Origin of the sequence: Curtobacterium sp. TXMA1 (assembly GCF_020162095.1) — a bacterium.
Taxonomy (GTDB): Bacteria; Actinomycetota; Actinomycetes; order Actinomycetales; family Microbacteriaceae; genus Curtobacterium.
In genome coordinates this window covers 3,005,729-3,018,652 of sequence record NZ_CP083910.1, presented here as the reverse complement: position 1 = coordinate 3,018,652, position 12,924 = coordinate 3,005,729, and the positions used below count along the sequence as shown (strand labels likewise).

The window sequence follows — 12,924 nt, the reverse complement described above, 5'->3', positions numbered from 1 at the left end:
GAGGGACCGGCCGAGGGTCAGGCGGGGGACGCCGTCACCGACGCGGCGCCGGTCCAGTCGCCCGTCGCCAGGTACTCGACCTTCTTGGCGATCGAGACCGCGTGGTCCGCGAAGCGCTCGTGGTACCGCGAGGCGAGGGTCGCGTCGACCGTGTCGATCGGGTTGCCCTTCCAGGTCTCGCCGAGCACGAAGTCGAACACGCTCGCGTGCAGCTCGTCGACGGCGTCGTCCTCGTCGCGGATCTCCGCGGCCAGGGCGATGTCCTCGGTGGCGAGCAGGCGCGTGAGCTTCTGCGCCATCTGCACGTCGTGCGCGCCCATCTGCTTGAAGGTGCCGCGCAGGCCCTTCGGCACGACCTTCTCGGGGAACCGCTGGCGGGCGAGCTGGGCGATGTGCTCGGCCATGTCGCCCATCCGCTCGAGCGACGAGCTGACCCGCAGCGCGGTCACGACGACGCGGAGGTCACGGGCGACGGGAGCCTGCCGGGCGAGGATGTCGATGGCGATCTCGTCGAGGCTGTTCGCGGCCTGGTCGATCTTGGCGTCGTCGGCGATCACCTCCTCGGCGAGGGCGACGTCGGACTCGCTGAACGCCTGCGTCGCACGGGTGATGGCGGACTCGACGAGCCCGGCGATCTCGGTCAGACGCTCCTGGACGTCCTGGAGCTCCTGCTGGAAGACTTCGCGCATGGGGGATGTGCCTCTCTGATGCGTACCGGACGAGTGTCGTCAGCCCAGGTGAACGAACGGTGACCTGCGGCTGAACACCTCTCGATCCACGGGCGGAACTGCGCCGGAGCGGGGTGAACGGCGTCGGAACCCCGCGTGACGATCCCTACACTGGCGGCATGGACAACGCGTGGCTCGTGCCACTGTCGATGCTCCTCGGCGGGGTCTTCGGCGCAGGGGTCGTGGTGCTGGTCATCACGGCGGAGCGCACGGCCCGGGCAGCCGACGTCGCGGAACGGACGCTGCCCGACGGCGTCGCCGCGGTCATCGCAACGATGCACAACCCGGCCGTGGTCGTCGACCCGTCGAACACGGTCGTCGCCGCATCACCGCAGGCACTGACCGTGGGGCTCGTCGTGCGCCGCAAGCTCGTGCACGCCGAGCTCGTCGACCTGGTGGACCGGGTGCGCAGGAGCGGGGAGATGGGGTCCGAGGACCTGGAGCTCCCCCGCGGTCGCAGCGGGGAACTGGTCGGCTACCTGAGCTTCCGGGCGGCGCAGCTCGGCAACCGCTACGTGCTCGTCACCGCGGACGACCTGACCGAGAGCCGCCGCATCGACGAGGTCCGACGCGACTTCGTGGCGAACATCTCGCACGAACTGAAGACCCCCATCGGGGCGATCGGCCTCCTCGCCGAGACCCTGGCGGTCGCCGCCGACGACCCCGACCACGTGAAGAAGTTCGCCGGACAGCTCATCACCGAGTCGGAGCGCCTCGGGGCCCTGACGAAGGACATCATCGAGCTCTCCCGACTGCAGTCCGTCGACACGCTCGAGAGCAGCGAGGAGACCTCCGTCGACAAGATCGTGCAGGCAGCGGTCGACGCGAACGAGGTCGTCGCCCGTGCCCGCGAGATCGAGATCGTCCGGGCGAAGCGGTCGAAGCTGCGGGTCATGGGCGACCCCGGGCTGCTGCAGGTCGCGGTGTCGAACCTCATCGCGAACGCCGTCAAGTACTCCCCGGACCACACCCGCGTCGGCGTCGGCGTCCGGTCCACCAAGGGGTTCGTCGAGATCGCCGTCACCGACCAGGGCGTCGGCATCCCGGAGGCCGACCTCGACCGTGTGTTCGAGCGCTTCTACCGCGTCGACCCCGCGCGGTCCCGGGCGACCGGCGGCACCGGCCTCGGTCTCGCCATCGTCAAGCACGTCGTCGGCAACCACGGCGGCGACGTCCGCGTCTGGTCGCAGCCCGGCAAGGGCTCGACCTTCACGATCCGCCTGCCCGAGGCGGATCCCGAACTCACCACCGCACTCGAAGAGCAACTGGAAGAGCAGCCATCGTGACCAAGATCCTCATCGTCGACGACGAGCCGGCCCTGAGCGAGCCCCTGGAGTTCCTCCTGCAGCGCGAGGGGTACGAGACCTCCGTCGCCGCGGACGGCGTGACCGCGCTGTCCAAGTTCGACGCCGAGAACCCCGACCTGATCCTGCTCGACCTCATGCTGCCCGGGTTGAGCGGCACCGAGGTGTGCCGCCAGGTCCGCACGCGGTCGAACGTGCCGATCATCATGCTCACCGCGAAGGACTCCGAGGTGGACATCGTCGTCGGGCTCGAGCTCGGCGCCGACGACTACGTGACGAAGCCGTACTCGACGCGCGAGCTGCTGGCACGCCTGCGAGCGGTGCTGCGCCGGCGGACCGAGGACGACCCGGGCGACAGCGGCATCCTGCAGGTCGGCGGGATCCGGATGGACGTCGAGCGGCACACGGTGTCGGTGGACGGGTCCGAGACGCCGATGCCGCTCAAGGAGTTCGAGCTTCTCGAGCTGCTGCTCCGGAACGCCGGCCGCGTGCTCACCCGCGGGCAGCTCATCGACCGGGTGTGGGGCTCCGACTACTTCGGCGACACGAAGACGCTCGACGTGCACATCAAGCGCATCCGCTCGAAGATCGAGCGGGTGCCGAGCACCCCGGAGATCCTGGTGACGGTGCGCGGCCTGGGGTACCGGATCGAGGGCTGAGCCCGGCGGCCGGCGCCAGCGACTGCTGACCGGCGACGCACTGGAGGCCCGGTGCCGGTTCCGAGAACCGGCACCGGGCCTCCAGTGCGTTGCGTCCGCTCGCCGCGCCGGTCCGGCGCGCGAGGATCAGTTGCTGCCGCTGTCGCCCTCGGACGAGTCGGTCTGCGAGTCGCCCGACTGCGTGCCCGGGGCGGTCGCGTCGCCGGTCGGCTCGGAGCCGCTCTCCGACGGGGAGGTCGACCGCATCGACGGCGTGGCCGACGGCGAGGTCGACGGGGCGAGCGTCTGGTACTCCTCGAGCGCGCTGGTCAGCACCGGGACGCTGGCCGAGACGCCCTCGGCGCCGGAGTACGAGAAGTACGTCTTGACGAGCGAGCCGGGGACGACGTCGGAGGCGTCGAACAGCACGGCCTTCGGGTCGGCGACCTCCGAACCCTGGCCGGTGTTGCCGTCCGCCGAGTCCCCGCCGGAGTTGCGGGAGGCGCTCGGGTCGTTCGAGCCGAGGTCTGCGCGGCCGTTGCCGGGGACGACGACGGTCTGGGTGTCGCCGCCGACCTCGATCGAGAGCGTGACGTCCTCGGACCCGGTGTTGACGATCGTGCCGACGAAGCGGGCGTCGTCCTCCTGGTCGCTGATGAACAGCGCGTTCCGGATGTCGATCGAGCCGGTGCTGACGTTCACGCCGTCGGTGATCTGCTTGATCTCCGTGGTGTGCGCGGGCGACATGAACTCGCAGCCGGTGGCGCCGAGCGCGATGGATGCCGCAACGGCGACGGACACGAGTACCCGAGCTCGCAAGAGATTCCTCCGGAAGATCACGATGTGGACCAGACGGTCCGCGCCCATCCTACCGATCGTCGGGGGTGCGGGCCGCCCAGGCCCCTTACCCGAAACGCCCTTGTGGTAAACTGGGGGTCCTGGGAACGGAGCCTGATACATGCAATTCGAGGTCGGCGAGACCGTCGTCTACCCCCACCACGGGGCGGCAACCATCTCTGAAGTCAAGACGCGCGTCATCAAGGGCGAGGAAAAGGTCTACCTGAAGCTGCGTGTCACGCAGGGTGACCTGACGATCGAGGTGCCGGCGGACAACGTCGACCTGGTCGGCGTCCGCGACGTCATCGGCAAGGAAGGCCTCGACAAGGTCTTCGAGGTCCTGCGGGCACCCTTCACCGAAGAGCCCACCAACTGGTCGCGCCGGTACAAGGCGAACCTGGAGAAGCTGGCGTCGGGCGACGTCATCAAGGTGTCCGAGGTCGTCCGCGACCTCTGGCGCCGTGACCAGGACCGCGGGCTCTCCGCGGGCGAGAAGCGGATGCTGGCCAAGGCCCGGCAGATCCTGATCTCCGAGCTCGCCCTGGCCGAGAAGACCGACGAGGACAAGGCATCGACCGTCCTCGACGAGGTCCTCGCCTCCTAGCGCGAACCGCAGCTGGACCACACGACGACGACCGTCCTGCTCCCCGACCGGGTGAGCAGGGCGGTCGTCGTCGTCGCAGCGGGTTCGGGTACACGGCTCGGCATCGGCGACGCGAAGGCGTTCGTCCCCGTCGCCGGGGAGCCGATGCTCACGCGTGCGGTCCGCACCGTGCTCACGCTGGCCGAGCCGACCGTCGTCGTGGTGGTCGCGCCCGCGGCCCGGCTCGACGAGTGCCGCGCCCTGGTCGCCGCCGTCGCCGGACCCGCGGTCGACCTCACCGCCGTCGTCCCGGGTGGCGCGGACCGGCACGCGTCGGTGCAGGCGGGTCTCGACGCCCTGCCGGACGGCATCGAGTGGGTCGGCGTCCACGACGCGGCGCGCTGCCTGACCCCGGCCGCCCAGTTCGACGCGGTGTTCACCCGTGCGCGGGAGACCGGCGACGGCGTCGTCCCGGCCCTGCCCGTCACGGACACGGTCAAGCGGGTCGAGGGTGACGTCGTGGTCGAGACCGTGGACCGGTCGGCGCTCGTCGGGGTGCAGACGCCGCAGGTCTTCCCGCTCGCTCGGCTCCGGGACGCCTACGCGGTCGCGGAACGGTCCGAGACCGACGACGCGGGGGTGTACCGGGCAGCGGGCGGCACCGTGCGGACGGTGCCTGGCGATGCCGACGCGTTCAAGATCACCACGCGGTGGGACCTGGCACGGGCCGAGGCGCTCGTGGCGGACCGCGCCGGGGCGGTGACGGCGGCGGCCCCGCCGGCCCCGGTCGTCCGTGTCGGCCTCGGCGTCGACGTGCACGCCTTCGACGCTGCGTCGCCCTGCCGGGTCGGGCTGCTCGACTTCCCCGGCGAACCCGGCCTCTCGGGCCACAGCGACGGCGACGCGGTGGCGCACGCGGTCTGCGACGCCCTGCTGTCGGCGGGCGGGCTCGGGGACATCGGCGGCCGGTTCGGTACCTCCGACCCGCAGTACGCCGGTGCCGCCGGCGACGTCTTCGTCCGCGGCGCCGTCGAGCTGCTGCGCGCTGCCGGGCTGGTGCCGACGTCGGTCACGGTGCAGGTGATCGGCAACCGCCCCCGCATCGGCGCGCGTCGCGACGAGATGCAGGCCGCCCTGGCCGCGGTCGTCGGCGCTCCGGTGGCGGTCTCCGGCACGACGACGGACGGCCTCGGTCTGACCGGGCGCGGCGAGGGGCTCGCGGCGATCGCGACCGCCGTCGTGCGCCCCGCCTGAGGACGGGGCCCGCCTGGGCACAGGGCTCGTCGGAGCGCCGGGCCTGCCCGGGCACCGCCGCCCGGCTCCGGCTCCCGCAGCGCCCGACGTCCTAGGCTTGTGGTGTGACCGTTCGCCTGTACGACTCCCGCGCCGCAGCCGTCGTCGACCTCGTCCCGCTGGTCGACGGACAGGTGAGCATGTACGTCTGCGGCCCGACCGTGCAGTCGTCCCCGCACATCGGACACCTGCGCTCGGCACTCGTGTACGACGTCTGGCGCCGGTGGCTGACGTACCGCGGGTACCGGGTGACCCTCGTGCGGAACGTCACGGACATCGACGACAAGGTGCTCGACCTCGCCGCGGGCTCCGACGAGCCGTGGTTCGCCCGGGCGTACCGCGTCGAGCGGGAGTTCACCGCGGCCTACGACGCCCTCGGCATCCTGCCGCCGACGTACGAGCCCCGGGCGACCGCCAGCGTCCCGCAGATGCACGAGATCATCGAGCGGCTGATCGAGCGCGGGCACGCGTACGCCGCTGCCGACGGCACGGGCGACGTGTACTTCGACACCGGCAGCTGGGAGTCGTACGGCGCCCTGACGCGCCAGCGTCGCGAGGACATGGTCGAGGCGACCGACGCCGACCCGCGCGGCAAGCGGGACCCACGGGACTTCGCGCTGTGGAAGGGCGCCAAGCCGGGGGAGCCGACGACGGCGACCTGGGACTCGCCCTGGGGTCCGGGTCGCCCGGGCTGGCACATCGAGTGCTCGGCGATGTCGCGGCGGTACCTGGGCCCGGCGTTCGACATCCACGGCGGCGGCCTCGACCTGCGCTTCCCGCACCACGAGAACGAGCTGGCCCAGTCCACCGCAGCCGGTGACGCCTTCGCGAGCCACTGGCTGCACAACGGCCTCGTCACGGTCGAGGGACAGAAGATGTCGAAGTCCCTCGGCAACTCGATCTTCGCCGCGGAGTTCCTCGGGGCCGCCCGTCCCGCCGTGGTCCGCTACTTCCTCGGTGCCGCGCACTACCGGTCGTCGATCGACCACCACGAGGGGTCCCTGGCCGAGGCCGAGGCGGCGTACGACCGCATCGAGGGCTTCCTCGCCCGGGCGGAACCCCGGCTCGCGGGGGTCGTCCTCCGCGACGCATCGTCCGTGCCCGACGCCTTCGCGGCCGCGATGGACGACGACCTCTCGGTGCCCCAGGCGCTGGCCGTGCTGCACGACACCGTGCGTGCCGGGAACGCCGCCCTGGACGCCGACGATGCGGAAGCGCTCGGGACCGCGTACCATCAGGTGGCCGCGATGGTCGAGGTCCTCGGCATCGACCCGCGAGCGGCCCACTGGTCCGGCGGTGCGCAGGACGTCTCGGCCGCACCGCTCGCCGCGCTCGTCGACCGCCTCGTGCAGGAGCGCGCCGACGCCCGTGCGGCACGCGACTTCGCCACGGCGGACCGGGTGCGGGACGACCTCGCAGCCGCGGGGATCACCATCGAGGACACCGCAGCAGGAACACGCTGGAGCATCGCCTGACAACGGCCGTGCCGGACAGGAGAGAGCAATGAAGAACGTCTCGGGGAGCAAGAAGGGCCGGCCCGGCGCCGTCCGCTCCGGCCGCAAGGGCAACAAGCAGGTCGGCTCCGGCGGCCAGGGCGCGCAGGCGCTCGAGGGCCGGAAGCCGACGCCGAAGGCCGAGGACCGTCCGTACCACCCCGCCGGCAAGCGCAAGGCGGCGAAGGAGCGACTCGACGCAGCACGTGGACGCCACGGCGCCTCGAGTGCGCCGCAGCAGCGCACCGGTCGCCCGCCGCAGCGCAAGAGCGACGACTCGGAGCTCGTGACCGGGCGCAACTCCGTGCTCGAGGCCCTGCGGACGAAGACCCCGGCGACGACGCTCTACGTCGCGGCGCGCATCGAGGTGGACGACCGCGTCAAGGAGATCCTGGCGCTCGCGAACCACCGCGGCGTGCCGATCATGGAGATCATGCGGCCGGAGCTCGACCGCATCACCGGGCACGACAGCGTGCACCAGGGTGTCGCGCTCAAGGTCCCGGCCTACGAGTACGCCGTCGCCGAGGACATCGCCGAGCGCGCGTTCTCGCGCGACCAGGTCCCCCTCATGGTGGCCCTCGACGGCATCACCGACCCGCGGAACCTCGGTGCGATCATCCGGTCGACCGCGGCCTTCGGCGGGCACGGCGTCATCGTGCCGCAGCGTCGCTCGGTCGGCGTGACCGCGTCGGCGTGGAAGACGAGTGCCGGTGCCGCTGCCCGGACGCCCGTCGCGATGGCGCCGAACCTCACGCAGACCCTCAAGTCGCTGAAGTCGATGGGGCTCTTCGTGCTCGGTCTCGACGGCGACGGGGACGTCGAGCTCGACGCCCTCGAGCTCGCCGACCGGCCGATCGTGATCGTCGTCGGCTCCGAGGGCAAGGGACTCTCGCGCCTGGTCACCGAGACCTGCGACGCGATCGTCTCGATCCCGATCTCGAGCGCCACCGAGTCGCTCAACGCGGGCATCGCCGCGAGCGTCACGCTGTGGGAGGTCGCCCGGCGCCGTCGCGCCGAGTAGCGACACCGACCCGGCCACCTGGAGGCCCGGTGCCGGTCCACGAGACCGGCACCGGGCCTCCGGTCCGTCCGGAGACCGTCGTGCCGAGTCGCCCTGCCGAGCGAGCCGCCGAGCGAGCCTGCCGAGCGAGCCGCCGAGCGCGCACGACGCGCCGCGTCGTGGGCGCCGGGCGGGCGGGATCTGTCGTCGAACGACGCCGAGCGTGACCGATCCGGCCCGCTCGCGCGAGCGGGCCAGGGCGAGCGGGTCAGGGCGAGCGGGTCAGACCGTGGCGCGCCAGTCCTCGACGTCGTCCTCGTCGGACGCTGCGACGTCGTCGTCGACCACGGGGATCGGCAGCGTCATCGACGAGGTCGGCGGGTTGATGAGCAGCCGCTCGTCCCGACGGTGGCGCAGCACGTCGTTGATGTAGGCGGTCGTGGCCTCCGGCAGGGAGACCGAGCGCTCTTCCTCCTGCGACATGTACCAGCGGTGCTCCAGTAGCTCGTGGAACACCTCGGCGGGTTCGAGTCGCCCGCGCAGGTCCCGGGGGATCGACCGCACGACGGGCTCGAAGACGCGGGACACCCACTCGTGCGCCACCATCTCCTCGTCGAGCTGGTCGCGCCCGTTCCGCGCCCGGTAGGCGTCGAGGTCGTTGAGCAGCCGCCGCGCCTGGTTCTCGCCCGCGTCGAGCCCGGTCAGGCGCAGCAGCCGACGCTGGTGGTGCCCGGCGTCCACGACCTTCGGCTGGATCCGGACCTGCGAGCCGCCCTCGGTGGTGTGGATCGAGAGCTCCTCGATGTCGAACCCGAGCGCGTTGAGCCGCTCGACGCGGTCGTTGATGCGCCAGCGTTCCTTGACGTCGAACTGCTCGGTGCCGGTCAGTTCCTTCCAGAGCGTCCGGTACTGCGCGACGATCCGGTTCGACACGTCCACGGGGTCGGCGTTCTCGTCGAGGCGGCCGCCGGCCTCGAGGTCGAGGAGCTCACCGGCGATGTTCACCCGGGCCACCTCGAGGTCGTTCTCGCGCTGGCCGTTCGACAGCCCGCCCGGGTAGAGCTTGCCGGTCTCGGCGTCGACCAGGTACGCGGCGAAGGCTCCGGCGTCGCGGCGGAACAGGGTGTTCGACAGCGAGACGTCACCCCAGTAGAAGCCGATGACGTGCAGCCGGACGAGCAGCAGGGCGAGGGCGTCGACGAGACGCGTTGCGGTCTCCGGTCGCAGGGTCTGCGAGTACAGCGCCCGGTAGGGCAGCGAGAACCGCAGGTGCCGGGTGACGAGCACCGGGTGCAGCGGCTCACCGTGTTCGTCGACGCGGTTCGTGATCACCGCGACCGGGTCGACGCACGGCACGTCCATGCGCTGCAGGGTGCGGAGCATCTCGTACTCGGCGCGGGCGACCTCCTCGCCGGTCTCCTTGACGGCCGCGACGTACCCGCTCAGGTGCACGAACCGCACGAGGTGCCGCGAGATGCCCTTCGGCAGGGCGACGATGACGTCGTCGGGCCAGTCCTCGAGCGGCAGGTCCCACGGCAGGTCGAGCAGGCCGGGGTCGACGGTGGCGGCGGTGATGGACATGGAGTCGGGCACGGGTGGCTCCTGTTGGTGCGGTGACCGGGATCGGTCCGGCGGTCTGACGGACGGGAGGCGCGGTGCCAGCTGGCACCGCGCCTCCTGTCCGGCTCTTCCAGCGTTACGCGCTGACGACTGCCTTGTCGTCCAGGCGCTCGCCCGACTCGGTGTCGAAGGCGTGCACGTGGCCCTGCTTCGGGGAGATGACGATCGTGTCACCGATCGACGGGTGCGAGCGGCCGTCGACGCGGGCGACGATGTCGGCGCGCTGGCCGTTCACGTCGGCGTGACCGTACAGGTAGCCGTCGGCGCCGAGCTCCTCGACCACGTCGACCGTGACCGGCAGGCCCTCGCCCGACGGGGACACGATGACGTCCTCGGGGCGGATGCCGACTGTGATCGAGCCGGAGCGGGCGTTCGACAGGGTGTCGCGGTCGAGCGGGTGGTTCAGCGTGCCGAACTTGATGCCGCCCTCGATGACGTCGGCGGGCAGCAGGTTCATGGCCGGCGAGCCGATGAATCCGGCGACGAACACGTTGTTCGGCTTCTCGTACAGGTCGCGCGGCGTGCCGACCTGCTGCAGGATGCCGTCCTTGAGCACCGCGATGCGGTCACCCATGGTGAGCGCCTCGGTCTGGTCGTGCGTGACGTAGACCGTGGTGACGCCGAGACGACGCTGCAGCGAGGCGATCTGGGTGCGGGTCTGGACGCGGAGCTTGGCGTCGAGGTTCGACAGCGGCTCGTCCATGAGGAACACCTGCGGCTGACGGACGATCGCGCGGCCCATCGCGACGCGCTGACGCTGACCACCGGAGAGCGCCTTCGGCTTGCGGCCGAGGTACTGCTCGAGGTCGAGGAGCTTCGCGGCCTCCTGCACGCGGGTGGCGCGCTCCTCCTTGCCGACGCCGGCGATCTTGAGCGCGAAGCCCATGTTCTCGGCGACGGTCATGTGCGGGTACAGCGCGTAGTTCTGGAACACCATCGCGATGTCGCGGTCCTTCGGCGGGACGTCGGTGACGTCGCGCTCGCCGATGCGGATGGCACCGGAGTTGACCTCTTCGAGGCCGGCGAGCATGCGCAGCGAGGTGGACTTGCCGCAGCCCGAGGGGCCGACGAGGACGAGGAACTCGCCGTCGGCGATGTCCAGGTCGAGGGAGTCGACCGCGGGGCGGGTGCCTCCGGGGTAGAGACGGGTTGCCTTGTCGTAGGTGACGGACGCCATGAGCGTTCGATCCTTCCTTCACCGGCAGGTACGTGCCGGACGATCCGTAGTGAAGCGGTTGCCCGTTGGGGCCCCGGATGGTCGCCGTCGACCATCGCTGCTCATACAACACGACTTCCCCCGCCAGCGCCAGTGTCCGGTCCGACCTGGTTGGCTGGTCCCAGGAAGGACCACTACGATCGGCGGGTCCGTCCGGCGTACGGGGGAAGGCGAGGCCGTGCGGACGTCAGGATCAACGTGAGGACCATCGACGCATGACCAACCGCCCCGAGGGTGACGCAGGCGCCGCGCGCAACGAACGACGAGAGGCCGCACGGCAACGGGCCCAGCGAGCACGGACGCAGCAGAAGCGCCGGCAGCGCGGGACCCGTCTCGGGCTGCAGATCGGCCTCGGGGTCGTGCTGCTCGCGGCGGTGGCGGTCGTCACCCTGGTGCTCGTCGACTCGGTCAAGCCCGCGGGTCCCGGTCCGTCCACGATGTCCCAGGGCGGCATCACCATCGGACAGGACCTGCAGGCCGTCGACGCCACCGCAGCCCCGTCGCCGAGCGCGACCGGCGCCTCCGACCCGGTGCGGATCACCATGTACGTCGACTACCTCTGCGACACCTGCGCCCAGTTCGAGAAGGCGAACGGCGACTACATCGCGAGCCTCGCGGAGTCCGGTGCCGCGACGGTGGACATCCACCCCGTCGCCGTGCTGACGAACCGCTCGCAGGGCACGAAGTACTCGCTGCGCGCCGCGAACGCCGCCGCCTGCGTCGCGGACCGGTCGCCCGACCAGTTCTACGCCGTGAACCAGGCGCTCTTCGCGCGCCAGCCCGACCAGGGCACCTCCGGGCTCACCGACGCGCAGCTCGAGCGGATCGTCACCGGGGTCGACGGGGTGCAGGACACCGCGGCGATCCGCGACTGCATCCGTGACCAGACCTACGCCAAGTGGGTCGACGAGCGCACGGCCGACGTGACCGGCGGGGACATCCCCGGGTCGTCGCTCAGCGAGTTCCCCGGGCCGCCCCTGGTGCTCGTGAACGGCAAGCAGTACGAGCTGACCGCGCCGATCACCAACGACGACTTCCGGACCTTCGTGGTGTCGGCGGCGGGCTCGACGGAGGCGACGCCGTCGCCGACGGCCACGCCGACCCCCTCCGCGAGCGCATCCGCCGGCTGACGTCACGAGACGGTCGGCCGATCGACGGACGGGAGGCTCCCCACCGGACCGGTGGGGAGCCTCCCGTCCGTCACGGCTCGGTTCCGGGCCTCGGTCGCGGCACGTCTAGAGCTGCGAGCCGGGCACGCTGAAGGTGTCGCAGGCCGTCGCGCCGCGCTCGTACCCGCGCGTGAACCACGCCTGCCGCTGCGCGCTCGAGCCGTGCGTGAAGGAGTCGGGGTCGACCCGGCCGGTCGCCCGCTCCTGGATGCTGTCGTCGCCGACGGCGCTCGCGGCGGACAGCGCATCGGCGATCTGCGCCCGGGTGACCGGTTCGAAGAAGGTCTCGCCGGATGCGTCACGGGTCGTGGCGGCCGAGCCGACCCAGGCGCCGGCGTAGCAGTCCGCCTGCAGCTCGACTCGGACGCTGCCCGACGACGCGCCCGTGCCCGAGCGGTCGGTGTCGGCGAAGGTGCCCTGGAGCTGCTGCACGTGGTGGCCCCACTCGTGCGCGACGACGTACATCTGCGCGAGCGGCCCACCGGACGAGCCGTACCGGGACTGCAGGTCGTCGTAGAACGCGGTGTCGAGGTAGATCGAGCGGTCCGGCGGGCAGTAGAACGGGCCGGTCGCTGACGACGCCTGGCCGCACCCGGTGTCCGTCGACCCGTCGAAGAGCCAGAAACCCGGCGTCGTGTACGCGATGCCGAGGGAATCCGCCTCGCCGGTCCAGTAGGCGTCGAGCGACTCCGCGGCACCCTCCATGCGGCACTCCACCCGCTGGTTCGCGTCGCGGCCGGTGCGGCACTCCTCGGCCGGTTGCACCGTCTCGTCCTGCTGCTGGATCTGGGTGGTGCCGCCGTCGCCGAGCAGCGACGTCAGGTCGACGTTGCCTCCGCTGAAGGCCGTGATGAGCAGCGCGACGATCGCCACGATGCCGACGCCCCCGCCGCCCGCGATCGCCGCCGTCCGCCCGCGGCGCTTCACCTTCCCGCCGCTGAGCTGCGAGTCCTCGTTGAACGTCATGCCGCCGACCGTACCCGGAGCCCGCGCTGTACCGCGTCCACTGAGCGCGGCCGGAGGGGGTGCGAGCAGCATGGCGG

Annotated in this window: 12 protein-coding genes; 7 read left to right on the top strand and 5 right to left on the bottom strand. The window is 71.6% G+C overall.

All coding sequences use genetic code 11. The features are described from left to right. Window positions 1–17 precede the first annotated feature (17 nt). Window positions 18–689, bottom strand: coding sequence for a phosphate signaling complex protein PhoU (phoU, locus tag LCG91_RS14255; RefSeq protein ID WP_058729302.1), 672 nt, complete (start codon window positions 687–689; stop codon window positions 18–20). A 158-nt stretch (window positions 690–847) separates the two neighbouring features. Between phoU and LCG91_RS14250 the strand changes: the two genes are divergently transcribed. Both LCG91_RS14250 and LCG91_RS14245 read left to right on the top strand, forming a co-directional pair. Further along, window positions 848–2,014, top strand: coding sequence for a sensor histidine kinase (locus tag LCG91_RS14250; RefSeq protein WP_224441794.1), 1,167 nt, complete (start codon window positions 848–850; stop codon window positions 2,012–2,014). Continuing rightward, on the top strand, window positions 2,011–2,691 hold the full coding sequence (locus LCG91_RS14245) for a response regulator transcription factor (RefSeq protein WP_058749612.1): 681 nt from the start codon (window positions 2,011–2,013) through the stop codon (window positions 2,689–2,691). Before LCG91_RS14250 ends, LCG91_RS14245 begins: the two co-directional genes overlap by 4 nt. 126 nt (window positions 2,692–2,817) lie before the next feature. Here LCG91_RS14245 and LCG91_RS14240 read toward each other — a convergent pair whose 3' ends face one another. After that, window positions 2,818–3,471: a hypothetical protein gene (locus LCG91_RS14240; protein ID WP_058730174.1), complete on the bottom strand. Its 654-nt coding sequence runs from the start codon at window positions 3,469–3,471 to the stop codon at window positions 2,818–2,820. Between the two features lie 157 nt (window positions 3,472–3,628). On the opposite strand from LCG91_RS14240, the gene LCG91_RS14235 reads away from it, so the two are divergent. The 4 genes from LCG91_RS14235 to rlmB all read left to right on the top strand — a co-directional run bounded on the left by LCG91_RS14235 (window position 3,629) and on the right by rlmB (window position 7,897). Further along, on the top strand, window positions 3,629–4,111 hold the full coding sequence (locus LCG91_RS14235; protein WP_017888066.1) for a CarD family transcriptional regulator: 483 nt from the start codon (window positions 3,629–3,631) through the stop codon (window positions 4,109–4,111). 51 nt (window positions 4,112–4,162) lie between these two features. Further along, window positions 4,163–5,344, top strand: a complete 1,182-nt coding sequence (ispD, locus tag LCG91_RS14230; RefSeq protein WP_224441793.1) for a 2-C-methyl-D-erythritol 4-phosphate cytidylyltransferase — start codon at window positions 4,163–4,165, stop codon at window positions 5,342–5,344. 104 nt (window positions 5,345–5,448) lie between these two features. Further along, window positions 5,449–6,858 (top strand): cysteine--tRNA ligase, encoded by a 1,410-nt coding sequence (gene cysS, locus LCG91_RS14225; RefSeq protein ID WP_224441792.1) that lies wholly within the window; start codon window positions 5,449–5,451, stop codon window positions 6,856–6,858. 28 nt (window positions 6,859–6,886) lie between these two features. Beyond that, the gene (gene rlmB, locus LCG91_RS14220) at window positions 6,887–7,897 is read left to right on the top strand and encodes a 23S rRNA (guanosine(2251)-2'-O)-methyltransferase RlmB (protein WP_058730177.1); all 1,011 of its coding nucleotides are present in this window, start codon (window positions 6,887–6,889) and stop codon (window positions 7,895–7,897) included. Between the two features lie 261 nt (window positions 7,898–8,158). Here the strand turns inward: rlmB and LCG91_RS14215 are convergent, their stop codons facing one another. Then, window positions 8,159–9,469 carry a DUF4032 domain-containing protein gene (locus tag LCG91_RS14215; protein WP_224441791.1) on the bottom strand — a complete coding sequence of 437 codons (1,311 nt, stop codon included), beginning with the start codon at window positions 9,467–9,469 and terminating at the stop codon, window positions 8,159–8,161. A gap of 103 nt (window positions 9,470–9,572) precedes the next feature. Then, complete coding sequence (locus LCG91_RS14210; RefSeq protein WP_058729943.1) at window positions 9,573–10,673, bottom strand: ABC transporter ATP-binding protein; 1,101 nt, start codon at window positions 10,671–10,673, stop codon at window positions 9,573–9,575. A gap of 254 nt (window positions 10,674–10,927) precedes the next feature. On the opposite strand from LCG91_RS14210, the gene LCG91_RS14205 reads away from it, so the two are divergent. Next, window positions 10,928–11,842 (top strand): DsbA family protein, encoded by a 915-nt coding sequence (locus tag LCG91_RS14205; RefSeq protein ID WP_224441790.1) that lies wholly within the window; start codon window positions 10,928–10,930, stop codon window positions 11,840–11,842. 105 nt (window positions 11,843–11,947) lie between these two features. On the opposite strand, the gene LCG91_RS14200 is transcribed toward LCG91_RS14205, so the two are convergent. Further along, entirely contained in the window at window positions 11,948–12,847 is a 900-nt protein-coding gene (locus tag LCG91_RS14200) for a neutral zinc metallopeptidase (RefSeq protein ID WP_224441789.1), read from the bottom strand. Window positions 12,848–12,924 lie beyond the last annotated feature (77 nt).

What these genes read in the sequence shown, in the direction of transcription:
- LCG91_RS14235 (WP_017888066.1), top strand. Translation starts at nt 3,629, where the DNA reads ATGCAATTCGAGGTCGGCGAGACCGTCGTCTACCCCCACCACGGGGCG.
- rlmB (WP_058730177.1), top strand. Translation starts at nt 6,887, where the DNA reads ATGAAGAACGTCTCGGGGAGCAAGAAGGGCCGGCCCGGCGCCGTCCGC.
- LCG91_RS14210 (WP_058729943.1), bottom strand. Translation starts at nt 10,673, where the DNA reads ATGGCGTCCGTCACCTACGACAAGGCAACCCGTCTCTACCCCGGAGGC.
- LCG91_RS14250 (WP_224441794.1), top strand. Translation starts at nt 848, where the DNA reads ATGGACAACGCGTGGCTCGTGCCACTGTCGATGCTCCTCGGCGGGGTC.
- phoU (WP_058729302.1), bottom strand. Translation starts at nt 689, where the DNA reads ATGCGCGAAGTCTTCCAGCAGGAGCTCCAGGACGTCCAGGAGCGTCTG.
- LCG91_RS14200 (WP_224441789.1), bottom strand. Translation starts at nt 12,847, where the DNA reads ATGACGTTCAACGAGGACTCGCAGCTCAGCGGCGGGAAGGTGAAGCGC.
- LCG91_RS14205 (WP_224441790.1), top strand. Translation starts at nt 10,928, where the DNA reads ATGACCAACCGCCCCGAGGGTGACGCAGGCGCCGCGCGCAACGAACGA.